Source organism: Sulfurimonas indica (genome assembly GCF_009192995.1).
GTDB classification, from domain to species: domain Bacteria; phylum Campylobacterota; class Campylobacteria; order Campylobacterales; family Sulfurimonadaceae; genus Sulfurimonas; species Sulfurimonas indica.
This window is the reverse complement of record NZ_SDID01000022.1, coordinates 1-24,625: the sequence shown is the minus strand read 5'-3', so window position 1 is coordinate 24,625 and position 24,625 is coordinate 1. Positions and strand designations below refer to the sequence as shown.

The 24,625-nt window shown below is 36.8% G+C and carries 26 protein-coding genes and 1 tRNA gene; 6 read left to right on the top strand and 21 right to left on the bottom strand.

Annotated elements, in window-relative coordinates:
* Positions 1 to 3 precede the first annotated feature (3 nt).
* A complete protein-coding gene (gene rfaD / locus ES948_RS09260; protein ID WP_152184674.1) occupies positions 4 to 1,008 on the bottom strand; it encodes an ADP-glyceromanno-heptose 6-epimerase in 1,005 nt (334 codons plus the stop codon).
* A 113-nt stretch (positions 1,009 to 1,121) separates the two neighbouring features.
* Here rfaD and ES948_RS09255 point away from each other — a divergent pair, with 113 nt between their 5' ends.
* The gene (locus ES948_RS09255; RefSeq protein ID WP_152184665.1) at positions 1,122 to 1,409 is read left to right on the top strand and encodes a c-type cytochrome; all 288 of its coding nucleotides are present in this window, start codon (positions 1,122 to 1,124) and stop codon (positions 1,407 to 1,409) included.
* 69 nt (positions 1,410 to 1,478) lie between these two features.
* Here ES948_RS09255 and ccoS read toward each other — a convergent pair whose 3' ends face one another.
* From ccoS to ES948_RS09190, 13 genes are all read right to left on the bottom strand, one after another.
* Positions 1,479 to 1,700, bottom strand: a complete 222-nt coding sequence (gene ccoS / locus ES948_RS09250; protein WP_152184664.1) for a cbb3-type cytochrome oxidase assembly protein CcoS — start codon at positions 1,698 to 1,700, stop codon at positions 1,479 to 1,481.
* A 2-nt stretch (positions 1,701 to 1,702) separates the two neighbouring features.
* Entirely contained in the window at positions 1,703 to 4,150 is a 2,448-nt protein-coding gene (locus ES948_RS09245) for a heavy metal translocating P-type ATPase (protein WP_152184663.1), read from the bottom strand.
* Positions 4,080 to 4,571 carry an asparaginase domain-containing protein gene (locus tag ES948_RS09240; RefSeq protein ID WP_152184662.1) on the bottom strand — a complete coding sequence of 164 codons (492 nt, stop codon included), beginning with the start codon at positions 4,569 to 4,571 and terminating at the stop codon, positions 4,080 to 4,082. The genes ES948_RS09245 and ES948_RS09240 overlap by 71 nt, the downstream gene beginning before the upstream one ends.
* A 2-nt stretch (positions 4,572 to 4,573) precedes the next feature.
* Positions 4,574 to 5,089, bottom strand: coding sequence for a D-glycero-beta-D-manno-heptose 1,7-bisphosphate 7-phosphatase (gmhB, locus tag ES948_RS09235; protein WP_152184661.1), 516 nt, complete (start codon positions 5,087 to 5,089; stop codon positions 4,574 to 4,576).
* On the bottom strand, positions 5,090 to 5,680 hold the full coding sequence (gene gmhA, locus ES948_RS09230; protein WP_152184660.1) for a D-sedoheptulose 7-phosphate isomerase: 591 nt from the start codon (positions 5,678 to 5,680) through the stop codon (positions 5,090 to 5,092).
* A gap of 142 nt (positions 5,681 to 5,822) precedes the next feature.
* Positions 5,823 to 7,640, bottom strand: coding sequence for a citrate/2-methylcitrate synthase (locus tag ES948_RS09225; RefSeq protein ID WP_152184659.1), 1,818 nt, complete (start codon positions 7,638 to 7,640; stop codon positions 5,823 to 5,825).
* A gap of 9 nt (positions 7,641 to 7,649) precedes the next feature.
* A complete protein-coding gene (locus tag ES948_RS09220; protein ID WP_152184658.1) occupies positions 7,650 to 8,990 on the bottom strand; it encodes an ATP citrate lyase citrate-binding domain-containing protein in 1,341 nt (446 codons plus the stop codon).
* Positions 8,991 to 9,069: 79 nt separating this feature from the next.
* The gene (locus tag ES948_RS09215) at positions 9,070 to 10,272 is read right to left on the bottom strand and encodes a glycosyltransferase family 39 protein (protein WP_152184657.1); all 1,203 of its coding nucleotides are present in this window, start codon (positions 10,270 to 10,272) and stop codon (positions 9,070 to 9,072) included.
* Positions 10,269 to 10,838 carry an aminodeoxychorismate/anthranilate synthase component II gene (locus tag ES948_RS09210; protein WP_152184656.1) on the bottom strand — a complete coding sequence of 190 codons (570 nt, stop codon included), beginning with the start codon at positions 10,836 to 10,838 and terminating at the stop codon, positions 10,269 to 10,271. Before ES948_RS09210 ends, ES948_RS09215 begins: the two co-directional genes overlap by 4 nt.
* 181 nt (positions 10,839 to 11,019) lie before the next feature.
* Entirely contained in the window at positions 11,020 to 13,860 is a 2,841-nt protein-coding gene (locus tag ES948_RS09205; RefSeq protein WP_152184655.1) for an EAL domain-containing protein, read from the bottom strand.
* Positions 13,860 to 14,768 (bottom strand): cytochrome-c peroxidase, encoded by a 909-nt coding sequence (locus tag ES948_RS09200; RefSeq protein ID WP_152184654.1) that lies wholly within the window; start codon positions 14,766 to 14,768, stop codon positions 13,860 to 13,862. The genes ES948_RS09205 and ES948_RS09200 overlap by 1 nt, the downstream gene beginning before the upstream one ends.
* Before the next feature lie 90 nt (positions 14,769 to 14,858).
* Positions 14,859 to 14,935 (bottom strand) — tRNA-Met (locus ES948_RS09195).
* 65 nt (positions 14,936 to 15,000) lie between these two features.
* Positions 15,001 to 15,240 carry a glutaredoxin family protein gene (locus tag ES948_RS09190; protein ID WP_152184653.1) on the bottom strand — a complete coding sequence of 80 codons (240 nt, stop codon included), beginning with the start codon at positions 15,238 to 15,240 and terminating at the stop codon, positions 15,001 to 15,003.
* Positions 15,241 to 15,415: 175 nt separating this feature from the next.
* Between ES948_RS09190 and groES the strand changes: the two genes are divergently transcribed.
* The 4 genes from groES to ES948_RS09170 all read left to right on the top strand — a co-directional run bounded on the left by groES (position 15,416) and on the right by ES948_RS09170 (position 18,579).
* Positions 15,416 to 15,676 (top strand): co-chaperone GroES, encoded by a 261-nt coding sequence (gene groES / locus ES948_RS09185; RefSeq protein WP_152184652.1) that lies wholly within the window; start codon positions 15,416 to 15,418, stop codon positions 15,674 to 15,676.
* A gap of 37 nt (positions 15,677 to 15,713) precedes the next feature.
* Entirely contained in the window at positions 15,714 to 17,357 is a 1,644-nt protein-coding gene (groL, locus tag ES948_RS09180; protein WP_152184651.1) for a chaperonin GroEL, read from the top strand.
* Between the two features lie 140 nt (positions 17,358 to 17,497).
* A complete protein-coding gene (locus ES948_RS09175; protein WP_152184650.1) occupies positions 17,498 to 18,352 on the top strand; it encodes a patatin-like phospholipase family protein in 855 nt (284 codons plus the stop codon).
* 2 nt (positions 18,353 to 18,354) lie between these two features.
* Positions 18,355 to 18,579 (top strand): hypothetical protein, encoded by a 225-nt coding sequence (locus ES948_RS09170; RefSeq protein ID WP_152184649.1) that lies wholly within the window; start codon positions 18,355 to 18,357, stop codon positions 18,577 to 18,579.
* Between the two features lie 3 nt (positions 18,580 to 18,582).
* Here ES948_RS09170 and exbD read toward each other — a convergent pair whose 3' ends face one another.
* From exbD to ES948_RS09135, 7 genes are all read right to left on the bottom strand, one after another.
* A complete protein-coding gene (exbD, locus tag ES948_RS09165) occupies positions 18,583 to 18,978 on the bottom strand; it encodes a TonB system transport protein ExbD (protein ID WP_152184648.1) in 396 nt (131 codons plus the stop codon).
* Positions 18,971 to 19,429 (bottom strand): TonB-system energizer ExbB, encoded by a 459-nt coding sequence (gene exbB / locus ES948_RS09160; RefSeq protein WP_152184647.1) that lies wholly within the window; start codon positions 19,427 to 19,429, stop codon positions 18,971 to 18,973. Before exbB ends, exbD begins: the two co-directional genes overlap by 8 nt.
* 2 nt (positions 19,430 to 19,431) lie before the next feature.
* Complete coding sequence (locus ES948_RS09155; protein ID WP_152184646.1) at positions 19,432 to 20,268, bottom strand: sensor histidine kinase; 837 nt, start codon at positions 20,266 to 20,268, stop codon at positions 19,432 to 19,434.
* On the bottom strand, positions 20,258 to 20,914 hold the full coding sequence (locus tag ES948_RS09150; RefSeq protein WP_246153857.1) for a response regulator transcription factor: 657 nt from the start codon (positions 20,912 to 20,914) through the stop codon (positions 20,258 to 20,260). Before ES948_RS09150 ends, ES948_RS09155 begins: the two co-directional genes overlap by 11 nt.
* Positions 20,904 to 21,911: a dihydroorotase gene (pyrC, locus tag ES948_RS09145; protein ID WP_152184644.1), complete on the bottom strand. Its 1,008-nt coding sequence runs from the start codon at positions 21,909 to 21,911 to the stop codon at positions 20,904 to 20,906. Before pyrC ends, ES948_RS09150 begins: the two co-directional genes overlap by 11 nt.
* 47 nt (positions 21,912 to 21,958) lie before the next feature.
* Entirely contained in the window at positions 21,959 to 22,300 is a 342-nt protein-coding gene (locus ES948_RS09140) for a hypothetical protein (protein ID WP_152184643.1), read from the bottom strand.
* A 61-nt stretch (positions 22,301 to 22,361) separates the two neighbouring features.
* Complete coding sequence (locus ES948_RS09135; protein ID WP_152184642.1) at positions 22,362 to 23,720, bottom strand: phosphomannomutase/phosphoglucomutase; 1,359 nt, start codon at positions 23,718 to 23,720, stop codon at positions 22,362 to 22,364.
* Positions 23,721 to 24,066: 346 nt separating this feature from the next.
* Here ES948_RS09135 and ES948_RS09130 point away from each other — a divergent pair, with 346 nt between their 5' ends.
* Positions 24,067 to 24,285, top strand: a complete 219-nt coding sequence (locus ES948_RS09130; protein ID WP_152184641.1) for a cold-shock protein — start codon at positions 24,067 to 24,069, stop codon at positions 24,283 to 24,285.
* Positions 24,286 to 24,625 lie beyond the last annotated feature (340 nt).

The window sequence follows — 24,625 nt, the reverse complement described above, 5'->3', positions numbered from 1 at the left end:
CTACTACTTTACTTCTGTTTCATAGATACGTTTAATCTCAGGAACATACGCTCTTATTCCCTCTTCCATCTCATATGCCGGCTCATATCCGAGATACTCTTTTGTATCTTCAATATCAGCTTGTGTAAAGAACTGGTATGAGCCAACATACGGATTTGGAATATATTCACATTGTGCATTTGTTCCTAACTCACGTTGTAGTATATCTACAATGTCTTGGAAACTTCGTGCTTTTCCTGTTCCTACATTATATACACCACTCTTTTTTGGATGCATAGCTTTAATATTTGCCTGAATGATATCTTCTATATAGATAAAGTCACGCAGTATCTTGTCGCTTCCCTCAAAAAGACGAGGATTTTTACCAGCAAGCAGTTGATGTCCAAACTGCAGTACCATTGAAGCCGTTGTATTTTTAAAGTACTCTCTAGCACCATATACATTAAAGTAACGAAGTCCCACAATGGCGATGTCTGAAGATTTCATATAGTCATTTGCAATATTGTCCATCATCACTTTTGAAAAACCATATACATTATTTGGCTCTTCGTGTCCTACTTTAAAAACATCACTACCACCATAAGTTGCTGCAGAAGATGCATAGATCATATTTGCATCATGTGCCACAGCAAGATCAAGTAGGTCTTTAAATGCATTGACATTTGTCTTTATCATCAAATCCTGCTCTAGTGCAGTAGTATCGCTGATAGCTGCTTCATGAAAAATATAATCAAATTTATAGTTGACTTCCAAGTCTAAAAGCAGATCTTTATCATTGATATCACCACTGATAACCTCTCCACTAAAGCCTAAAAGATTTTTAAAATGTCCAAAGCTTTTCAGGTTTCCATTACTTAAAGTCTCTCCACTTCGAAAACTGTCAAGTACGACCACATGAGCTTTTGGATGATTCTCTTGAAAGTAAAATGCCAGATTTGAGCCTATAAACCCAGCCCCTCCGGTAATCAATATTGTTTTATCTGCTAAATCTTCATCAATGTATCTCATTTTCTCATCCATAGTAAATTAATTTTAATAAAATGATACCTTTAAAATGATTAACAAGTATTTAAGACTTTACCTATTATAATGCATATGAAACTTTAAATTAAGGAAATAAAATGAAAAAAATCGTAATTGCTTCAATCGCTACTTTAGCATTAGTAACAGCTGCATCTGCTGCAGTAAATGGTAAAGCATGTGCTGCATGCCATGGTGCTAACTGGGAGAAAAAAGCTATGGGTAAATCTAAAGTTGTTGCTGACATGACTCACGCTGACATTGCTGCTGCACTCAAAGGTTACAAAGCTGGAACTTACGGTGGACCAATGAAAGGTGTTATGAAAGGTCAAGTAGCACGTTACTCTGATGCTGATTTAGAAGCTTTCGCACAAACTATCGGTAAATAATTATTATTATTTCACTTTGAGTTACCCTTTTGGGTAGCTCACCCTTCCTCTTTTTTAAAATCTCTAATTTTATTCTGGTCTATACTCTTTTTTACGAAGAGCCTCTTTTTTCTTTGCTTGGGCACGTGCCGCATCATTTAACTCATCGACATCATCAAACAGTGCTGAATTTAAAAACTTCTCTTTATCATCAAACTGCCCCTTTTTGATTGCCCACATCAATGCAACAACTGCGATACTTCCCAAAAATACCGATACTCCAAGCATCATACCAATTACCCAACTATCCATTTCTAGTCCTTATATCCTAATTTTATTCGCATTGAGTTCCCAACAACAAGTAGTGATGAAAGACTCATAGAGATTGCAGCAATTAGCGGAATAATGTACCCGGCCATCGCAAGCGGAATTGTGATGCCATTGTAAAGTAAAGAGAGACCAAGATTCTCTTTTATCATTATAAAGGTGCGTTTTGAGATTTTAAAGCTATCATAGAGTGATGCAAATGTATCGTTTAAAAGTACAACATCACTGACCTCTATAGCAATATCACTCCCATTACCCATAGCAATGGCAATGTCACTGCTTGCAAGTGCTAAGATATCATTAACACCGTCACCTGCCATCACAACAGTTTTACCCTCTTTATGCAGGTTTGCAATGTAGGTGGATTTATCCTCTGGAGTGAGTTCTGATTCATACTTTTCAATGCCGACAAGCTCTGCTACTTTTTGTGCACTTTTCGTATGGTCACCAGTAAGCATAATAACTTCAATACCCATCTTTTTAATTTTTTCTATAGACTCTTTTGCATCCTCACAAGGCATATCAAAAAGCTCATACTTTGCCAGTAATACACCACCATAAGCAAAATAAAATTCACTGTGTTCACTGCTACTCTCTACATCAATCCCTATAGCACGCATAAGTTTGGCATTACCACCTGCTAACATCTTACCATTATACATTGCCGTAATTCCCTGAGAGGCAATATTTTTGAGGCTCTCCACCTCATAACAAGAGAGATTTTCATCATAGATGGCACTTGCCACTGCTTTTGCAATAGGGTGTTTTGAGTTTAAAATTAAAGAGTAAAGCATAGAGGTGTCAAACTCTTTGAATATTTCAAATTGCACGACTTCAGGACGTCCCTGCGTAATGGTCCCTGTCTTATCAAGAGCCAAAACATCTGCCTTTGCCATGGTTTCCAGTTGAGCTGCCTCTTTAAAAAGTATGCCTCTCTTGGATGCGATGGAGAGCCCTACAAGTGTTGCAACCGGAGTAGCAAGAGCTAGTGCACATGGACATGCAATGACAATCACAGAGATGGAGATCATAAAGGACTGTTCAAAGTTATGGGAGTAAAAATACCACCCGACAAAAGTAAACGCTGCTAAAAGCAAGATAATTGTCGAGAAATATTCACTTAGCTTGTTTGCCAACTGCTGGATTCGCGGCTTGTTATTCATCGCATTTTCAAGTAGTGAGACAATATTACTCATCGTTGAGTGTGCATAATCTTTTGTGACTCTATATTTTATATCCGCATCGATACTGACAGTTCCACTGATAATGCTGTCGCCTTTTTCTTTAAAAATCGGTTCACTCTCTCCGGTGAGGCTTGACTCATCAAAACTGCCACTGCCCTCATACACTTCTCCATCAAGAGCAACACGTTCTCCACTTCCAAGAAGTACTATCTCACCCTCTTTTATATCATGAACACTTTTTGTGACGATTTTTTCATCTTCTACGACTTTTACATCACTGACAAGATGCTGACTCATAATATCAAGTGTATCTGCAATACTTTTTTTACTAAGGACTTCTAAAAACTTTCCAACTAAGACAAAAGAGATTATCATCGTCACAGAATCAAAATATGCCTCTCCACTTCGAGTAAGGGTAATGTAGATGGAGTAGATATAGGTCAGAAGTGCACCTGTTGCAACAAGGGTGTCCATATTGACCGTTTTTGTCTTTATACCATAGTACATTCCTCGAAAAAACGGCCATCCACTGTAAAAAAGAACAGGCGTTGCAAGAACCCACTCCCCAAGATTTAAAATATGTTTCACATCAGCAGATATTCCAGTGAAATATCCGGCATACTGTGCAACCATGATTGTCATCATATTCATCGTTGCAAAGACAGCAACTGCAATGCGAAGGTAATAATCTTTTCGCTCTTGATTTGCTTTTTCTTCCTGCAGACTTGCATCATAAGGGTAGGCATTGTAACCTATGGCACGGATCATATCGATAATCTCGGAGAGTTTTACAACATCATCATCCCAGACAATTTTGGCTTTGTTGTTTGTGTAGTTGATATTTGTAGCAATAACACCATCCATATTGATAAGTGCTTTTTCATTGAGCCAGACACACGCAGAACAGTGAATACCCTCAATAATTAAAGATACTTCAGAGAATCCATCTTTATTTACGGTCACAAAACGTTCATAAAATGCCGGTGCATTAAAATTACTGGAGTCTTCATACTGCTCTTGAGGCGGTGCGAGTTTTTCACTCCCAAGCTTTTTGTAAAAACCATTAAGTCCCTGATCACTTAAAAGATGAAAGACACCCTGACAACCATTACAACAAAAGTAATGTCCATCATCTTCTATCATTACATCTTGCATAAATTCCAGATGACAGTGGTCACATTTAATCTTCTTGGACAACTTGAAATTTCCCCAATGTTCTATTTTTTTTGAGTTCCTGCCATGGACGTACATAACCGTTCATACAGATATACACCCCTGCTATCTCTTGCGTCTGGGCAAAACCTATGGACATTCCAAGATTAAAGCTCGCTTCTGATTTCTCGATAGAGTAAGGCTTCATAGCTCCCGTGAGCACTATAACTCTGTCATCAAAGATAGCATCTAAGAACTCTGCCGTCTCATCAATCGTATCGGTACCATGAACGATAACAAATTCAGCTTCCTCAGACTCTGCAATGATACTTGCAACTCTTTTCCTATCTTCTATATCCATATCCAAACTGTCTTTATAGACAACACCAGCGACCATAAAATGATGTTTGATTGAAGCCATAATCTCATCGATAGCGTCATTATCATAAGGGACTTCCAAAACTCCCATCTCTTCATTGTACCGTTTGTTAAATGTTCCACCACTGTTTAAAATAAGCATATTTACTTCCAAATCTCATCTAATTTTTTTACAATTTTCGTAGCTTTTGACGCTTGAACTTTTCCGCTCTCATCAAAAAAATAGGTCTCACGCAGTCCAGCACTCTGCCCTGCTTCAATGTCTCGCTCTTTATCGCCTATCATAATAGAGTTTTGCAAATCCAGATCAAACTCATCTACTGCCTCACGCAGCATTCCAGGTTTTGGTTTACGACATGCACACTCACCTGATAAATCCGGATGATGTGGACAATGATACACCTTTGTAATTTTGATGCCTTTTTGCTCAAAAACTTCCAACATCCACTGCGTGAGCTTAGTAAACTCTTCTTCGGTATAAAAGCCGCGAGCAATACCTGACTGATTAGTTACAATAAATATCAAATAACCTAAATCCTGATAGTGATGGCAGAGATCAAAGATACCATCAATAAATTCAAAATCTTCTATTTTGTAAAGATACTCTTTTTCAACATTGACAACACCGTCACGGTCTAAAAAAAGAGCTTTTCTCTGCATCTATGCACCTACACCTTCACCAAAGGTCTCTTTCTCAATTATATCACAAAGAATATGACCGATTAGGATATGTGACTCTTGAATACGTGGTGTAGAATCTGATGGTACAATGAGTGCGACATCTGCCATCACGGCCATTTTCCCACCGTCTCGACCGACAAGGGCTACTGTTGTGATGCCTTTTTCTTTTGCCACCTCAAAAGCATTGATGATATTTTGCGAATTTCCAGAAGTTGAGATACCAAAAAAGATATCACCCTCTTGTCCCATACCTGCAAGCTGACGAGAAAAAACCTGGTCATATCCGTAGTCATTTCCTATCGCAGTCAGATTAGATGTATCAGTTGTCAGTGCTAAAGATGGAATGGAAGGTCTGTCAAACCCATAACGGCCAACAAGTTCTGCAGCAATATGCTGTGCATCGGCAGCACTTCCGCCATTACCGGCTAAAATTGTCTTTTTATCCGTTTTATAGAGTGCTACACATCTGCGTGCAACATCTTCTATTTTGTCCAAAAGCGCATCATCTTCATATATTGCCTGCTTTGTCTCATATGATTTTTTAATTTGATCTTTTATATAGTTTTTCATCTGTTCTGCCTAAAAATAATATCTGAAATAATAGCATAGAATTGGTTATAAAAAGGTGTTTGGAATAGAGAGGGAGTAAATTTTAAAAGGAGCAGTAACCAAAGAGAAAAACTCTTTGGTTACAAGATGTCAGAAGAAAAAACTAGTCGATTTTTTCTGCTTTTTTAACATCATAAAGAATGTCATCCATTGGGTGACGATACATTGGCATTGCAAGACGTTTTTCATCAAGTACGTGACCGATGAAACCGATTGAACGACCTACGATGAAGAATGCATTAAGAGTACCAGACTCAATAAACTCATTGATATCTTCTTCAGAGTATCCAAGAGCTCTCCACATATCAACCATTAAGATACCGATAGTACCATCAACGTTAAGAATAAGGTTCTCTTTTTTACTTGTAGTAAGTGCTTCAACAGTTCTTGCATAGTCAAGTAATGGAGTACTTGGGAAATGCTCTGCTGCATAGTTCATAAGACCAGTTACACGAAGGTCTGGGTTCTTCAACGATTTGATACGGTGACCGATACCTGGAATTGGCACACCCTCTTTTTTCATGTATGATAAGAACTCTTTTGGAGAAAGGTTGTTATCATCAGCATATTTGAAGTATTTTGCTGCACCATCAATAGCACCACCAAAACGTGGACCAATTGTTAAAAGACCAGTTACAAGTGACTCAACAACAGATTTTCCAGCACGCGCTGTTACTTTTGCATTATGTGCACCAGAAACTGCTGGACCATGGTCTGCAACAGTTTTGATTACAGTCTCAATGAAGTCTGTAGCCCATTTTGGATACTGTTTTTTGAACCATAGAAGTGAAATAACATCACCGATACCTTTACCAGTATCTGGAGTAGCAACACTAGAGATTGGGAAACCAGCATATGTTGCCTCTTCACCACGGTCATCAGAGATTGTACAGATAAACTGTTTAGGACGACGTACTTTTGGTACGATGTTGATTTCAGGCTCTTCAATCTCACTGATAACACCTTCAGCTTTAAGTCCTTCATAAACCTCTTTGATTTTTGCCGGAAGATCATTGAATGTTGCAGGTACATGAATACCAGCTTCAGCCATAGCTTTGTTTTTCGCTTCAGCAGTCTCTCTCTCAGCATTTGCAGATGCACCTGCGTGACCGAATTGAACACCAGAGTCATAGTACTTAGCGATTGTACCGATACACCATGCGATGATTGGTTTTGTAATTTTTCCAGATTTAACTGCTTCAATCACTTTGTACTCTTCAGTACCACCAACTTCACCAAGTAAAATCATATATTTTACATCTGGGTTCTCTTGCATACGAAGTAAGTTGTCGATGAAAACTGAACCAACAAATCTATCACCACCGATTGCAACACCCTCAGCGATACCATCAGCATTGATAGCGATGATGTTTGAAAGCTCATTAAAAAGCCCACCTGAACGAGTTACAAGTCCACAAGAACCTGCACGGTGAAGTTTAGAGTTGATGATGTTCTCAATAGTACCACCAATATTTGCAATTTTGAATGCACCCGGAGCAATAGCACCAACAGTAGCAGGTCCAATTACAACAACACCAAGCTCACGTGCGTATGCATTCATACCACGAGCAAGTCTCTCAGGAATACCTTCAGCCGTGATCATGATAGTCTTGAAACCACCAATGTTCAGTGCTTCCATAGTTACATCATAAGCAGTTCTAAAAGATGCAAAGTTTAAAAGTACATCAGCTTGTGGCTGAGCAGCTTTTGCTTCTGCAGTACTTTTGTAAAGTGGGATCATAATCTCATCGCCACCCCAAAAGAACTTCTCAAATTTGTTTCCACTTGTAGGAGCTACGATAGCTGCAACAGATGGTGTCTCTCTTTTAATTGTATAATCATAATCAAGCATTCTTTGGATTGCTGTTTTGTTGTTGTTCCAAAAAATTGCTTGTGTATCTCTAGTAAATAATTTTCCCATCTCTTCTCCTTACTTCTCTTCTAATGCCATACGTACAATATCTGTAACGTGTGTTTCTGGCCCATAAACGTGAATTTCAAGACCTAATCTGTCAGCTGCTTCTTTGATGTCTTTAAGACCTTTTTCATAGTTTGGTCCACCACGACGAACGTAGATTTTGATACCAACATCTTTCATTTTATCTGCATACTCTTCAAATGCTTGAATGATACCTGTAAATGTTTTCGCAACATCAGTAAAGTTTGCAATCGCACCACCGATGATTAAGATCTTATCACGACCTTTTGGATCTTTTTCACGAGTCATAAGATCTAAAATAGTCTCAGCATAGAATTTTGTCTCACCAGTCGTTGGACCACCTGAGTACTCACCATAGTTTGCAAGATCTTCGATACCTGCGAAGTCAGCGATAGTATCAGCATATACAACTGAAGCACCACCACCGGCAACCATAGTCCAGATTCTAGCTTCTGGCTTAAGAAGTGTAAGTTTGAGTGAAGCACCAGTTTTTGCATCAGCCTCTTCGATAGCTTCAACTTCCGGAGATTTCGCTTCCATACCAAATGCAGTAGGATACTCTACATCACCCCACTCTTCTACCATCATGAAACCTGCTGTATCATCAAGCTTAGCAACCATATCTAAAAGCTCGATTTTTGACCCTTGCATTACAAATGGGTTAATCTCAAGGTAAGCAAAGTTAAGCTCACGGTATGCTTTAAAGAAACCGATTGCAAATTTTGCGAAGTTTTCTTTATCTTCTTCTTTTACATCTGCAGGAATGTTTGCCTTGATTTTCTCAGCAATTTCTTCTTCTGTAGCAGTAATTGGGAATGCTACTTCAGTAACTTTTTCATCCCAACCTTCTTCAACTTCCATACCACCTTCAGCTGACATATAAAGAACATCTTCATCACCAACACAAGTAGCAGAGATATAGTATTCTTCTGATTGATCATGTGGAGTAAATGGCTCAACAATGAAGTGAGTCAATCTATCTACTTTAGGCTCACCAGTCGGAGTGTCACCATCAAAAGAAAAATATACTTCAACATCTTCTTTTGATTTTTCATCAATCCAAGCCGCTGCTTTTTCTAAAGAAACATCACCAGGTTTTTGATCTTTAAAAAGTACTAGTCCGTTTTTACCACGTTTACCAAATAACATATCCGGTTTTGCAACAAGTGGCTTCTCTTTTAACCACGGCTTCTCTTTTGCAGCTTCAAGCAACTCAGCACCTGAAGTTACTAAAACTGTTTCATATGAATAAGTAAAATCTGGAAAATATTTATCCCAGTGTTTTGCTAAAATTGACTTTGCGTCGTATTCTCGTATCGCTTTTTGAGCCATAGAAACTCCCTATTTTGATATTTGTGGGTAATTTTAGCATAAACTCATTTAATAAATATCTTTGCCTTAGCTTAACTATCTAAATGCTTTGTTTATTGTTTAATTTAGTAACAGTGGCTTTGTAAAGGGTTTTGTTTTTGTAACGAATAGTTACACTTTCTTGCTTCGTACTCTGAAGAGGAATTGCATTGAGTCTATTTTGAGTGCATTTATCGATTCCATAAAAACGCAAACGCTTTTGCATTTTTGTATCTGTACTTACACAGCTATAACCTTGGCTTTTGAGTGTCTGTGCCAACTCTTTTGCTATATGCATATTGTAAGCAAAGTTCTTTTTTGGATCATCTAGGAACAGATAGAGCTCTTTATTGAAAAAGACAAGAAGGGTATTGAATATCAAGAGTATAAAAGATATAACAAATATCGCTCTGTAAGCCTTTCTATTCTCTTTTAAACGTACTCTATAAGAGCTTGCAAAAGTCTGTGCTGCAAGTGGAAGTGCAACAATAAGATAGGGTGCGAAATGTTCAATATCTACTCTTTGACGAAAAGAGATAAGAAGCGAAAAAAGCAGTGCCGTTGCAGCAATATACCAGAGTTTGTCACGTTTATCTGCCAAATAGCGCCTGTAAAGTACATAAAACAGATAGATAAAGATGATAGGTGTAAAAATAGCACTGTAAACACCTATAGTATCTAAAAAGTGACCTCGTGGAAAACCATATATATCAAACCCATACAGGTAAGAAGATAGGATGAAAAGTCCAATATTATAGATAAACTCTTTTTTCTCTTTGTGAAAAAGATGATAAAAAGCCAAGCCTAAGAAGAGATAGACAAAACCGACATCCACTAAAGCATAAATAAGAAGAAGTAGGTTCATAAAAAACTTTGGAGTTCTCTCTTCTAAGTAGAGGTACAGTAGTAGTCCAAAGATGATAAATCCCGCATGATTGACCATTATAGCTGCACTGACAACACCAGGCAGTAATACAAAAGTCAGAACAAGCCAAAGTCTGTTTCGCTCAGAATTCAAATAGCGTTTAGAGATATCATAGATAAGAAACGCACTGGCAATGTGCATCATTATAAAAGGAAAGCGAAGTCCAAAATCATTCTGTCCAAAAAGAGCTAAAGAGGCTTTGACTAAAAGCTGTAAAAAAGAGAAGTCACCATAAAGCAGTGAAGCCTCACTTGAGGCTATTGAGATGTGTGATGTCTCAAAAAAAAGTACGAAAGCATCTATTCCTAAGATGAGAAATAAGATGAGTTTGTACCTCATAGTTTTAAAAAGTTTCCTATCATTTCATGCCCATATTCACTCATAATTGATTCTGGATGAAATTGCACTCCATAGATATCTTTACCTTTTATTTTGAGTGCCATTATCTCTTTATCATCTGTAGAGTAGGCTTTTGGCTCAACGATATCAGGGAGTCTGTTTTTATCTACGATGAGCGAGTGATAACGAGTGGCTATAAACTCTTGTGGCAGGTCTTTAAAGATTGCACACTCACCGGTTTGCTGCATCTTGGATGTTTTTCCATGCATCATATTTTTTGCACGGACCACATCTCCGCCAAAAACCTGAGCAATACTTTGATGCCCCAAACAAATCCCTAAAATTGGCACTTTATCTTTAAAATGACGAATCACATCAAGCGTAATCCCCGCTTCATCAGGAGAAGCAGGACCGGGAGAGATGATTATTTTTTCAGGGTGGAGTGCTTCAATCTCTTCTAAAGTCATCTCATCATTACGAATAATTTTTAAATCAGCACCCAACTCTCTACAATACTGAACAATATTATATGTAAAACTATCATAATTATCTATCATTAAAATCATATTCTCTTCTACCCCCTAAACAACCCCTAAATTTCGGGATTTTAAAAAATCATATACTTTTACAAGCGGGTAATTTCTACCCTATTTCTACCTCAAAACTGTTTATAGATTGCTATTATACATTTTCTATGATTGTTTTTGGATAAAATAACGGATGTAGTCTCTACTTATACTTTATTGATTAATGAAACCTTTCCATAATTTCCTCACATCTAACCGGCTTCGAGAAAAGATAACCTTGTCCAAGATCACAATTTGCTTTGCTAAGAAAATCTTCTTGTTCTTCTGTTTCGATGCCTTCAGAAACTACTGTATATCCAAGTGTTTTTGCCAGCGCAATAATAGCCTCTATAACAATATTATCAGAACTCTCTTGCGCTATACCATCTACAAAGGATTTGTCTATTTTGATGGTATCAACTGGAAGTTGTTTGAGATAGGACATAGAGGAATACCCTGTTCCAAAATCGTCAATGGAAATTTTAAATCCATGATCTCTGAAGTTTTGTAAAATACTCATGCTAGCAACAGTTTGTTCCATAACGAAGCGTTCAGTAATTTCAATTTCTATTTCACTTGGTTTGACATTATGTCGTTTAAGTATGGCTAAAAAGTTCTCTAAAAGGTTAGGCTCTTTAAACTGTAAACTAGAAACGTTAATAGCGATATATTTTATTTGTGTGTTCGATTGATGCATCTGCTTAAATGCTTTACATGATTCCTCAAAAACAAAATATCCGAGTGTAATGATTACTCCGTTTTCTTCGGCAACAGGAATAAATTTATCAGGAGGAACGTTGCCAAGAGTCGGGTTTTGCCATCGTATAAGTGCTTCTATTGAAAAAATACTGTTTGTACTAAGCTTGTATTGTGGTTGAAAAACCATATGGAACTCATTATTTTGTAAAGCACTACGAAGCTCCATATCAATATTGAGTTTATATTGTATATTTTGAGAAAGTTTTTTTGTGTAATAGCGAACATTGTTTTTTCCTGTTTCTTTAGCAAAATACATCGCACTGTCGGCATGTTTAACCAGTGTATTTACATCTTCTCCGTTTTCTGGATAGATGGCTATGCCAACACTTGCAGTAGTGACAAGAGAATGTTCATTTATCTTAATTGGTTCTGCAAGATTTTTAATGATATTTGTAGCCACTATGGCCGCATCACTTGCAGATTCCAGATTTTCTAAGATGACAACAAACTCATCTCCACCCCATCGCGAGATAAAATCGCTATCTCGAAGTGTAGCTTTAAGCCTCGATGCAACACCCTGCAATACTTCATCACCTATGTCATGTCCGAGTGTGTCATTTATGATTTTAAATCGGTCGAGGTCTACAAACAACACAGCTAAAATAGTTTGATTTCTTCGAGCTACTGCTAACGCATGAAATAAATACTCCTCAAAATGAGTACGGTTATAGAGCTCTGTCAGAGCGTCATGGTAAGCAAGATAATCAGCTTTTTTCTGTGAAGTTTCTAACTCTCTAAGATCAGTTTGCACTGCAGTATAATTAGCAACATTCCCTTTATCATTCGTGATTTGTTTAATTGTTGTCCAGACAGGGATTAACTCTCCTGCACTACTTATATTAACAAGCTTTCCTTTCCATATACCATTCTTTAAAAGCTGATTCCAGAGATCTTCATAAAAATATTTATCTTGCGCTCCTGATTGTAAAAAACTAAGATTCTTTCCTTGGATTTGCTTAAGCATATATCCGTATATGTTTGTAAATGCTCTATTGACAGAGACAACTTTTCCCTCTGCATCGGCTATGATAATAGCTTCTTCTGTATTTTCAAAAACTGTAGCTGCTTGCACTAGTTTTTTATTTTTTTCTATATAAGCTGTAATATCAAGTTTAAGAGCAATATAATTGACAAGCTTTCCTTCTATAAAAACAGGAACGATGGAAGCTTTTTCATATAAAATTGTACCATCTTTTCGTTTATTTATGAATTGCCCATCCCATTTCTCACCCTTTGCTAGCTTAGTGTTGAGCTCTTCATAAACATTTTCATCTTGGATATCTGATTTTAATATTCTTGGATTTTCCCCAAGTACCTCTTTGGCTTTATATCCAGTCGCTTTTTCAAATGTTTCATTGACATAGATAATCTTTCTTTCTATATCTGTTATCACGACAATATTGTCACTGTGTTCTACAGCGTATTTGAAAGCTAAAAGTTCTTTCTTTATTTTGATTGACTCAAGATGAGAGAGAATCAGTGCAAACAAAATAAAAACTGCAAAAAAGAAAAAAGTATTCAATAGCCATGTTTGGTACTGCAAACTTTTTTCATAGTCACGTGTAATATGAAGTTTAAGCATTTCAATTTGCTGATAAAGAGGATTTATTTGAATCTCTTGTGAAACTTCTTTGAGTGATTGGAGTGTTTGAAGCATCACTTTAGAGTGTCGGTAAAAAGTATATAGATATTGTTTTTTTTCATTATTTGCAATGATTTTAAGTTTATTGAGTTTTTTATCTATAATTTTTTTATCAATATAGTCACTTGAAGCATATCTTAAAATATAAAAAAGTGTTTCATTTGTTAGATTCTTTGCTTGAAGTGAAATTTCAGAAGCATCTGAAATAGTTCTCTGCAGATCAAAAAGAAAGTGCGAGCTGTTGATAAGAGTAGAGTTTTGTGCTTTAAAATATTCTAAATCTTCAACTTTCTTTTGAAAATTTTTTGAGATATCTTTTAGAAGAACAGAAGTGTCTGTATTGTATTTTTGCAAATCACTGCTTACACGTTTAAGTATTTGATGGAACTTATTTTCTTGCTTATCGATTTCATCATAATTCGTAAACTTGTTTGTAGTAAAAGTGAAACTGTAAAGTTCTTTGTCTATAAGTTGCAGAGTTGTTATTTTGTTACTTTGTAAAGCATAATGGCTCATACCCTCTTTTATTTTATATCCAGTAACAAACATAATAAAAACAAAGAGGATAAAGATAAAAAGTATAAATGTAGTTCTGTCTGTCTGTTTAAATTTTTCTATCATCAGGGCTCAATATTTTTAGGAAGTTCACCATTGAGTGATTTTAAGAAAGCTACTATCTTTGAAATCTCCTCTTTGGTAATATGACGGCCAAGTTGATACTGAGACATAATTTCAACAGCTTCTTTAAGATCATACGTACGTCCATCATGAAAGTAGGGCGCGGTTCTTGCAACATTACGAAGCGAGGGAACTTTAAAGAAATATTTATCTCTCTCTTTATGAGTAATATTATATCTTCCCAGCCACTCTGAATTCGTTTCGTTAAAAATACCGAATTTATTATACAGATTGCCACCAATATTTTCCCCATGGTGACAGCTTGCACATCCTTTAGACTTAAAAAGCGCATATCCCTCTTTTTCTTCCTGAGTAAGAGCCTTGCTATCACCTCTTAGATATTTGTCAAAGCGAGAATTTGGTGTGATAAGCGTTTTTTCATACTCTGCTATGGCATCAGTAATATTTTGTTTTGTAATACCATCATCATAAATTGCATCAAAAAGTTTTTTATATTCGCTTTTTCTGAGTTTTGCTACGACCTCTTTAAAAGAAGAAGCCATTTCAATAGGATTTTCAATAGGTCCTGCAGCTTGTTCTTGTAAATCTTTTGCCCGACCATCCCAAAACTGTCGAAAATTAAAATAGGCATTATAGACAGTAGGAGCATTAATTGTTCCCTCCCGCCCTTTAATACCAAAAGAGAACTTGAGTCCGTCATCACCACCCTCTTCCAAGTTGTGGCATGTTGCACAACTGACAGTGTCATCATGTGAGAGAATAGGATCAAAGAAGAGTGCTTTTCCAAGTTTTACCTTCGCATAATTGACTTCTACAGTTTGCGGTAATGGAGTAATGGGCTCACTCGCCATTAAAGTTGAAAATAGCAATATACTTATTAATTTATACATGATGTTATTATACCGCATAGGAGCTGAAACGATATTTATTACAGATTGTCGCACTTGATTGTTGAATGGGCGGAAGTTTGTTTAAGAAAATGGTGTCAAGAGAGAGACTTGAACTCTCGACCTCCGGCTTATGAGACCAGCGCTCTAACCAGCTGAGCTACCTTGACATCGTTTAAGAGGCTGGAATTATACATAAGTTCATCTTAGAGTTTTATAAAAGTACAAAAAAGTTTTATAATGCTTTTTCTATCGCTTTTTGATCAAATCCACAAATCCATCTGCTTCCTATTAAAACAACAGGAACACCTCGACAACCATGACGTTCACAATCCTGTGCTGCTTTTGTATCTTTTGTAATATCTATGGCTTTAAATTTTATACCGTTTTTTTTGAAGTACTCTTTTGCAACACTACACCATTTACATGTCGGAGATGTAAAGAGTACTACTTTTTTCTGTTTTTTACTCTCCATAAAGCTTCCTCCTTGATTTCTTTATGAAATTATAGATACTGTTTTCTTTATAGTAAATAAAGTTTCATAAAAATATTTAGAAAAGTTTAGTCACTAAGACTAAAAGGATTGACATATTCTCTTTTTTTTTGTATTATCACACTTGTAATTTAAAAGAAATTAGGAGGATAATTAAATGAATTTCAAACCACTAGGTGATAGAGTATTAGTAGAGAGAGTCGAAGAGACAAATACAACTGCAAGTGGAATTATCATCCCTGACAATGCGAAGGAAAAACCTTCACAAGCAAAAGTAGTCGCAGTATCAAGCGAAGTTGAAGATGTTAAAGAGGGTGATGTTGTTGTATTTGGCAAATATTCTGGAACTGAACTCGCACTTGAAGGGAAAGAGTACTTAGTGCTTGAGACATCAGACATTCTTGGCGTAATCGCATAATAATTTAACAATTATAAAATTTAAGGAGATATCAAATATGGCAAAAGAGATAATTTTTTCAGATAATGCAAGAAATAAATTGGCACGCGGAGTTGAGAAACTTACAGATGCAGTAAAAGTAACAATGGGACCACGCGGTCGTAATGTTTTAATCCAAAAATCTTACGGAAGTCCTGTAATCACAAAAGATGGTGTTTCTGTTGCTCGAGAGATTGAACTTGCTGACAAACTAGAAGATATGGGTGCACAACTTGTAAAAGAGGTAGCATCTAATACTGCTGATGAGGCTGGTGATGGAACAACAACTGCAACAGTTTTAGCAAATGCTATCTTCTCTGAAGGTCTGCGTAATATCACTGCAGGTGCAAACCCTGTTGAAGTAAAACGTGGAATGGACAAAGCATGTGAAGCGATTTTAGAGAACCTAAAAGCAAGTGCAAAAACTATTAAAGATAAAAATGAAATCGCGCAAGTTGCTACAATCTCTGCAAACTCTGATGCACAAATCGGTGAGATGATTGCTGAGGCTATGGAGAAAGTCGGTCAAGATGGTGTTATCACTGTTGAAGAAGCAAAAGGTATCGTTGACGAGCTCGATGTAGTTGAGGGTATGCAGTTTGACCGCGGTTACTTAAGTCCTTACTTCATCACAAACACTGAGAAGATGACAGCTGAGATTGAAAATCCTTGGATTTTACTAGCTGACAGTAAAATCGCATCACTAAAAGACCTTTTACCAGTGTTAGAGCAAGTACAAAAAACAAACCGCCCACTGCTTATCATTGCTGAAGATGTAGAGGGTGAAGCACTCTCAACTCTAGTTGTAAACAAACTTCGTGGTGTGCTGAATATCTCTGCTGTTAAAGCACCTGGTTTTGGTGACAGAAGAAAAGCGATGCTCCAAGATATCGCAATCCTTACAGGTGGTACAGTAATCTCTGAGGAGACTGGTCATACACTAGAAGGTACAACTATTGACATGCTTGGTCAAGCTGCTCGTGTAGTCATTGACAAAGACAATACTGTTATCGTTGATGGTGCAGGAAGTAAAGAGGCAGTTGAGGCTCGCATCAAAGAGATCAGAACTCAAATGGAGACAACTACAAGCGAGTATGACAAAGAGAAACTCCAAGAGCGTCTTGCAAAACTTTCTGGCGGTGTAGCAGTTATCAAAGTAGGTGCTGCAACTGAGACAGAGATGAAAGAGAAAAAAGACCGTGTTGATGATGCACTCTCAGCGACAAAAGCTGCTGTTGAAGAGGGAATCGTTATCGGTGGTGGAGCGGCTCTTGTTCGTGCTGCTGCAAAAGTAACTGTTGATGATTTAGAGGGTGACCAAAAAATCGGTGCTGAGATCATTTTACGTGCTGTAAAAGCTCCGGTAAAACAGATCGCAGCAAATGCTGGTTATGATACAGGTGTTGTTGTTAACGCTATTGAGAATGCTGACAGCGAGACAATCGGTTTCAATGCTGCAACTGGTGAGTATGTAGATATGTTTGAAGCTGGTATCATCGATCCACTTAAAGTTGAGCGTGTTGCACTTACAAATGCAACATCAGTATCAAGCTTACTTCTTACAACAGAAGCAGCAATCTTTGAGATTCCAAAAGAGGGAGCTGCTGCACCAGACATGGGAGCAGGTATGCCTCCACAAATGGGAATGCCAAGTATGATGTAACTGTCAAAAAGTGCTCTTTGAGCACTTGACAGTATACTCTCTTTTATCTTTCACTTAATCCATTCAAAGAAAAATCCTTTTAACTCCCTTTCATCATAAAACTATGCTAAAATACCCTCATCTTACATTCAAAGAAAAATATGAAAGAAAAAAAGATATCACTAGTTCTTGGTAGTGGTGGTGCAAGGGGCATCATACATATTGGTATAATCAAGTGGCTAGAAGAACACAACTATAAAATCAAATCTATTTCCGGTTGTTCTATGGGTGCACTTATCGGTGGTTTTTACGCTGCCGGGCGATTAGATGCATACAGTGAGTGGCTGCGTGAGATTGATATCTTAGATATGCTTAAACTTCTTGATTTTAAAGGAAGTGGCGGTTTTGTTTCCGGTGAAAAGCTTATGAAAAAGCTCCAAGAGATTCTTGGAGAGCATACAATAGAAGAGCTGCCAATTAAATTTACAGCGGTTGCAACAGATATAGATACACACAAAGAGGTCTGGATCAATGAAGGGCCTCTACTGAATGCCATTCGTGCTTCTATCTCACTTCCTATGTTCTTCACACCCTATAAATATAAAAACAAAAATCTTGTCGATGGCGGTGTATTAAATCCGGTGCCTATTGCTCCGACATTTCATGACGATACAGATTTAACCATTTCTGTAAATCTTGGAGGAGAAGCAACACTACATCCACTTATAAATAATAAAAATAAGGACTCTTCTATTTCAAATACCTTTAAAGAGTACTTTGGTAAATTATCTTTACCTGATAGTTTTACAAAAGAAAATAATATCTATATGGTTGCAAATAAATCCTTTGAAACTATGCAGAGTAATATTGCTAAAATGAAACTGGCAGCTTATCCTTCAGATATTGAAATAGACATTCCCATAAATTTATGTGGGACATTTGAATTTAACAAAGCAGATAAGCTTATAGAGTATGGCTATAATATCTGCAATACGATTGAAGAATTAAAGGAATAAGAATGCAAAATCCGTTTGAGAGTGGACAGATAAAAAATTATCTGCTACTCTATGCAAGTGTTGTCGTTATTATGGTACTTTTTTTCATAGCAACAACACTCTTCAATGAAGACAAAGAGGTAAAACAAAAAGAATTCAATACAGAACCTGTTGCCAAAAAAGAAAAAAATGTGACAGTTGAAAAAAAAGTAAAACCGAAATTTCAACTGTTAGAGAAAGCTTACTAGGCTTTACTCTTTTGTAACGATATAGAGCTGTTCGTGACCAAGACGCTTTAAAATATCCATCACAGAGACAAAATCCTGAAATTTGGACTCTTTATCACTTCTGAGGACTACTGTCTGTTTTTTTGAAATAGTAGAGAGTTTCTGTTCTAGTTGCGTGAGATTTACCTGCTCTTTTTCAAAAAAAATCTCACCTTTTGCATTGACATATACGGTGACCTCTTTTTGTGTATCTTCTTTTTGTGTTGCTTTTGCTTCCGGTAGATCAACAGGAATGACACCTTGTTTTATGAATGTTGCAGTTGTCAGCACCATAACAAGAAGAACGAGCATAATGTCGATAAAAGGGATAACATTTATCTGATCAAAACGCTTGAAGTTCTTTTTTTTACATCTACTCATTTACTGCTTCTTCGTTTGCTATATCAAATTTTGTAAGTATACGTTCTACTTTTCTCAGCACTATTGTATAGGCAATAATTGCCGGCATCGCCACAATAAGACCTGCCGCTGTGGCTTTAAGTGCTAATGCAAGGCCCATCATGATTTTTTTCGCATCAACTGCACCGATATCACCTAAAGAGTAAAAAGTAATCATAATCCCAACAACAGTTCCCAAGAGCCCAACATATGGAGCATTTGAACCAATAGCACTGATGATACCTATATTGTCGGTCAAATCAAGTTCTAAATTATCTCTATGTTTATAATCTTCTATACGTACACTTTTATAAAACATCATTCTCTCTATAAAAAGCCATAAAGTAACTACACTCATCAGTGCCAAAATTCCCATTACGCCATAATCAAGTGCCTTTTCCGCATACTCTATCATTGAACTTGTTGTCTGCATTCTTATCCCTGTAGTTTTTTAAATTTTAATTTTACTGTTGTTCCAACATTCGGTGATGAATCAAAAATCAATACAATACCATTCTCATCACAAAATCTCTTGACCATGCTTAGCCCTATTCCAAAACCTTGCATATCTCTGTTTATCTGATAGTAGTTGTCAAAGATACCTAAAAGCTCTACCTCATCCATCCCGATTCCATAATCCTGAACAAGCAACATATCATTTTCTATTTTTATATCTATCTTTTTCGAACTTCCTGAGTATTTTACTCCATTATCAATCAGGTTGTCAATTACCTTAGAGAGTCCAATTTTATCCATAAAAAGCTCACAAGAAGCTAATGATAGATGAAACTCCATATTTGGGTAAATCTTTTGTATGAATTCTACCCGTTCTTTGACAAGTTCATCTAAAAAAAATTTCTCTTTTATCTCCTGTTTTGTCTGCATCTTAATAAGATAATCGAGTTCATTATAGCGCTGTTTTAACATATTACAAGCACTCTCAATACGTTCTACTCTTTTGAGCATTTTTGTATCGTTCAGGTTCTTCTTTAACATTTGGGTATTAGTCACAATCGTACTTATAGGTAAATTGAGCTCATGCAATGTCTCTTTGGAGAGCATCTGTAGATTTTTTACATAGGCTTCAAGTGGGTCAATCGAGAGTTTAGAGATGAACAGTGCAGAGAGAATGACCAAAGCAAAAACAATAATCCCTAAAAGCAAGAGATTAGAAACTGCCAAAACTTCAAGAGCATAATACAAAAGCAGTAAAAACAGACTCACTGTCAAAAAATAAAAAACAAAAATATTAAACCGGAGATTACGAAACAAGTTTGTATCCTATGCCTCGGACATTTTCAAACTTGAGTTCAGGGAGCAGTTGCTTGAGACGATTGACATAAACACGAAGCACGCCGTCACTGCCACCTTCTGCACTACTCCACAACTCATCCAAGATCAACTCTTTAGGAACTGTTTCATTATAGTGTTTCATAAAAAGCAGAAGCAGTCCATACTCTTTTTTAGAAAGATTTAGCTCTTCTCCTTTATAACGAATACGCTGATGCACTTCATCATGACACAGCTCTCCAGCACATTCAGGTTCATGCTGTTTCACTCTTCGAAGCACTGCTTTTATGCGCAGTAAAAGTTCATCCATATCAAAAGGTTTGGTAATGTAATCATCACAACCATTTACAAAGCCCTCTTCTAGTTTTGACTTTTCTGTGTGTGACGTTAAAAAGATGGCGGGTGTATTATCATCTGCCTCACGCAGGTCTCTTAAAAGACAAAGCCCATCAATGAGAGGAACATTGATATCTAAAAGATAGAGATCAAACCTGTTTTTATAGGTAGCATCAAGGGCATCCTGTCCATTAGGCACATGAATCACTTCATAATCAGCATCTTCAAGCAAGTCCACTATTGTCTCGCCAAAGAGCAGATCATCCTCTAAAAGCAGTATTTTAATCGACACTCTCAATAGCCCAAGATAGAGTTTCACCTGCATACATAGGTACTACATTTGAGTACTCATCCGGTACAACAAAAGGACGTTTTTCTAAGGTTACCTCTTTAAACTCCGGACAGATACCGTAAATGCTCTGTGCATTGTCACTGACAAAAGTCTGCAGGTTATCAAGCTTATCAAATTGCTCAAAAATCTCACACAGAAGCTGCAGAGCGATCGGTGCAGTAAAGACACCTGCAGCACAGCCACAAGACTCTTTTTTATGACGAGGATGCGGCGCTGAGTCTGAACCAAACATCACTTTTGGATGTGCTTCAAGTGCGATAGATAATAGTGCATCCAAGTCTTGGGGACGTTTTGCGATCGGTTTACAAAAAAGATGTGGCTGCATCATGCCACCCACAACATCATCTAGTGTTAAAAGAAGGTGATGGACTGTAATTGTTGCATAGAGATTATCATACTTATCAAGCATATCAACGGCTGCTTTTGTCGTAATATGCTCCATAATGATTTTCAAATCTGGAAAGTTCTTCGCTAAAAGCTCATAGATAGACATAAATTCAGCCTCTCTGTCCATGACAAAGCCATCTGTCTCACCATGAACACACAGTGGAATCCCTAACTGGCTCATTGCTTCAAGTGTTGGACGCATCTCTTCGATATCAAAAGAGCTCACACCACCTTCAGAATTTGTCGTAATTCCTGCCGGATAGAGCTTGATTGCTGTAATCTCTTCTGCTACATCCGTTAAAAAGTTTTTATCATAGTTTTGATAAAAGAGTGTCATATAAGGTTCAAAGTAGTCATTTGGTACAGCTGCAATAATGCGCTCTTTATAGGCAATAACATCCTCTTTTGTCGTTACAGGAGGAACAAGGTTTGGCATTATAATGGCACCACTAAAAGAGTATGCAGTCAGTGGAGCAATATTTTCAAGCATTACACCATCACGCAGGTGTAGGTGCATATCAAGTGGCATTAAAAGCGTATGCGTTTTCATCAAAGAGTCCTTAGATTATCATTTAGGCAATTATATCGAAGTTGCAATTAAATGCCCCATAAATAGACATCAATAAATGCGATAAACATCCCTAAAAATGCCAAAGATCTGTAAAGGTGCGAGAGTTTCACAAAAGGTTTTCCATCAATGAAAATACCGAGTTGTACAGCAGAAACAATCAAAGATGAAAGTATAAAGAAGAGATAGGCAACAATGACAACGACGTACCAAGTTTTATGTGTAAACCCATATGCAAATAGAGCTATTACAGCTGCTAAAACGATGACATTTTGAATAAGCATATTTGTATTTGGTTTTTCCTCTTTTTTATAGACACGGGCAATCTTAAAGTATAAAAAAGAGAATAAAAGGGCAAAATAAAAAAGCATAGACAGCATTCCTCAAATAATTTTGAGAGAATTCTATCCAAATAATATTAAGTAATGTTTATTATAAGCTTTCTTTAGCTTTTAAAATAAGCTCATTAATTACTTTCTCATAATGTTTTGCTTCCGCTGCATCTGTTGATTCAAAACGCGTTACAAGAACCGGAGTTGTATTTGATGCACGGACAAGTCCCCAGCCTTTTTCAAAGTTAATACGTACACCATCTACTGTAATGATATCTTTGATAGTAGGGAAATCTACAGGCGGATTTTTGAGAAGCTCTTTGATTGTATCCATCAGTTTAAACTTCTCTTCTTCTGTAGTTTCCACTTTTATCTCTTCTGTAGAGAACACTTTTGGCAATTTTTCAAGTTCAGCATCCAAGTCAATGCCCTCTTTTATGAGCTCTAACATACGCAGTGTCGCATAGATAGCATCATCATAACCAAAATAGCGGTTTTTAAAGAAAATATGCCCGCTTACTTCACATGCAAGATCAGCACCTGTCTCTTTCATTTTCACTTTAAGATTTGAGTGCCCTGTTTTATACATAATGGCTTTTGCACCACGGCGAGTCAGTTCGTCATACATCACTTGAGAACACTTCACTTCACCGATAACCGTCGGCTTCTCCATCTTCATAGAGTATAGAAGTGCCATCATATCGCCTTTGATATTGTTCTTATGTGTAAGCACTGCAATCCTGTCTGCATCTCCATCGTAGGCAAAAGCAATATCACCCTCTTTTTCTAAAAGAGCTTTCACATCTTCTAAGTTGTGTTCCACTGAAGGGTCTGGATGGTGATTTGGGAATGTTCCGTCCGGCTCAACATAGAGCCCTTTTGCATGCAGTTCCAATCTATTAAAAATATCTTCTGTGACAACTCCTGCAACACCGTTACCGCAATCATATACGATGCGCGTATCCATCCCTTTAAGATGTTGAAATGCATTGACAATAAAGTCAATATATCTTGAAACTGCATCAATTTTAATGACTTTTCTCTCAGTTATTTGAGGCATATCCATAGCCTCACACTCACGTCCAAGTGCATAGATATCATCTGAGAAAAACGGTAGTTTATCTATGGTAATTTTAAAACCGTTATACTCACTTGGATTATGACTCCCTGTAATCATCACAGATGCAGAAGGTGTGATGCCATCCCACTCCTGATAATTTGTAAAGTAATTTACGGGAGTTGGTACTAGCCCCATATCAAGCACAGTTTTTCCACCGGCATTAAGTCCCTGCGTGAGGTATTCAAAAAAAATTGGAGAGTGGCTTCTTGCATCATAACCGACTGCTACATACTCACCATCTATTTTATCAGCCAATGCTCGGCCAATACGTACAACACTCGCTTCATTTAACTCTTTTTCATAGATACCACGGATATCATACTCTCTATAAATACTCAAAAATATTTCCTTGAAATTAATTACGCAATAATACACTGAAGTTGATTAAAAAAAGATACTATGCTTTGATATCCAAATATGAAGCTGGAGAAAAGTTTAATTCTGAAAGCTGATATTTGCATCTTTGACCTCTTTTTAGCTGCTTTATAGAGCCAATATCGGCATATTTCAAAAGAATTTGCAAAAAAAGGCAAAAAAGTTTGACTAATTCTATAATTCAGCTATACTGTTGCCAAGTGAAAGATGAGGCGTGAATTCATCTTTAGTGTGATTTTTGCTCTACCCGTGTTAAAACCTCCTAAAGACTTCTCCAATTTTTACACAAATTTATATACAAGGCTACACAATGGCACAATTAATGGACGGATCAGTTAAATGGTTCAACGATGAAAAAGGTTATGGTTTTATTCAACAAGACAATGGTGGGAGCGATGTATTCGTACATTTCCGTCAAGTAAACAATCCAAATGGTGGAAGAGTTTCTCTAGCAGAAGGTCAAAGAGTTACATTTGAAATCGGTGAGGGACAAAAAGGTCCTCAAGCTGAGAATGTAACTCCACTTTAGTATCTCCCTAAACCCCTGCTTTAAGGGGTTTGAGAACTTTCAAAAACAATATAAGACAACAATAAGACAACATCTCCCCAAACTTTCAACTATATTTACAAAAATACACACTCTTTTAAAGTAGCTATTAAATAATATAAAGAGCAGCACTCTTAATTACAATGATTGATTAATTTTATATATGTAAGTAAATTATGCGGCATCTTCAAAAGCTAAGAAATTTGCTACTTCTAAAATTGGGAAAATATATCTTGCTTTTTGGGAGTTTCCTATTCTTCTATATCTAATAGGTAAGGTATTATTTCGCCCATTCAACCAATAAATGCAATTTCCACCTCTT

What these genes read in the sequence shown, in the direction of transcription:
- rfaD (WP_152184674.1), bottom strand. Translation starts at nt 1,008, where the DNA reads ATGAGATACATTGATGAAGATTTAGCAGATAAAACAATATTGATTACC.
- ES948_RS09255 (WP_152184665.1), top strand. Translation starts at nt 1,122, where the DNA reads ATGAAAAAAATCGTAATTGCTTCAATCGCTACTTTAGCATTAGTAACA.
- ccoS (WP_152184664.1), bottom strand. Translation starts at nt 1,700, where the DNA reads ATGGATAGTTGGGTAATTGGTATGATGCTTGGAGTATCGGTATTTTTG.
- ES948_RS09245 (WP_152184663.1), bottom strand. Translation starts at nt 4,150, where the DNA reads ATGTACGTCCATGGCAGGAACTCAAAAAAAATAGAACATTGGGGAAAT.
- ES948_RS09240 (WP_152184662.1), bottom strand. Translation starts at nt 4,571, where the DNA reads ATGCTTATTTTAAACAGTGGTGGAACATTTAACAAACGGTACAATGAA.
- gmhB (WP_152184661.1), bottom strand. Translation starts at nt 5,089, where the DNA reads ATGCAGAGAAAAGCTCTTTTTTTAGACCGTGACGGTGTTGTCAATGTT.
- gmhA (WP_152184660.1), bottom strand. Translation starts at nt 5,680, where the DNA reads ATGAAAAACTATATAAAAGATCAAATTAAAAAATCATATGAGACAAAG.
- ES948_RS09225 (WP_152184659.1), bottom strand. Translation starts at nt 7,640, where the DNA reads ATGGGAAAATTATTTACTAGAGATACACAAGCAATTTTTTGGAACAAC.
- ES948_RS09220 (WP_152184658.1), bottom strand. Translation starts at nt 8,990, where the DNA reads ATGGCTCAAAAAGCGATACGAGAATACGACGCAAAGTCAATTTTAGCA.
- ES948_RS09215 (WP_152184657.1), bottom strand. Translation starts at nt 10,272, where the DNA reads ATGAGGTACAAACTCATCTTATTTCTCATCTTAGGAATAGATGCTTTC.
- ES948_RS09210 (WP_152184656.1), bottom strand. Translation starts at nt 10,838, where the DNA reads ATGATTTTAATGATAGATAATTATGATAGTTTTACATATAATATTGTT.
- ES948_RS09205 (WP_152184655.1), bottom strand. Translation starts at nt 13,860, where the DNA reads ATGATAGAAAAATTTAAACAGACAGACAGAACTACATTTATACTTTTT.
- ES948_RS09200 (WP_152184654.1), bottom strand. Translation starts at nt 14,768, where the DNA reads ATGTATAAATTAATAAGTATATTGCTATTTTCAACTTTAATGGCGAGT.
- ES948_RS09190 (WP_152184653.1), bottom strand. Translation starts at nt 15,240, where the DNA reads ATGGAGAGTAAAAAACAGAAAAAAGTAGTACTCTTTACATCTCCGACA.
- groES (WP_152184652.1), top strand. Translation starts at nt 15,416, where the DNA reads ATGAATTTCAAACCACTAGGTGATAGAGTATTAGTAGAGAGAGTCGAA.
- groL (WP_152184651.1), top strand. Translation starts at nt 15,714, where the DNA reads ATGGCAAAAGAGATAATTTTTTCAGATAATGCAAGAAATAAATTGGCA.
- ES948_RS09175 (WP_152184650.1), top strand. Translation starts at nt 17,498, where the DNA reads ATGAAAGAAAAAAAGATATCACTAGTTCTTGGTAGTGGTGGTGCAAGG.
- ES948_RS09170 (WP_152184649.1), top strand. Translation starts at nt 18,355, where the DNA reads ATGCAAAATCCGTTTGAGAGTGGACAGATAAAAAATTATCTGCTACTC.
- exbD (WP_152184648.1), bottom strand. Translation starts at nt 18,978, where the DNA reads ATGAGTAGATGTAAAAAAAAGAACTTCAAGCGTTTTGATCAGATAAAT.
- exbB (WP_152184647.1), bottom strand. Translation starts at nt 19,429, where the DNA reads ATGCAGACAACAAGTTCAATGATAGAGTATGCGGAAAAGGCACTTGAT.
- pyrC (WP_152184644.1), bottom strand. Translation starts at nt 21,911, where the DNA reads ATGAAAACGCATACGCTTTTAATGCCACTTGATATGCACCTACACCTG.
- ES948_RS09140 (WP_152184643.1), bottom strand. Translation starts at nt 22,300, where the DNA reads ATGCTTTTTTATTTTGCCCTTTTATTCTCTTTTTTATACTTTAAGATT.
- ES948_RS09130 (WP_152184641.1), top strand. Translation starts at nt 24,067, where the DNA reads ATGGCACAATTAATGGACGGATCAGTTAAATGGTTCAACGATGAAAAA.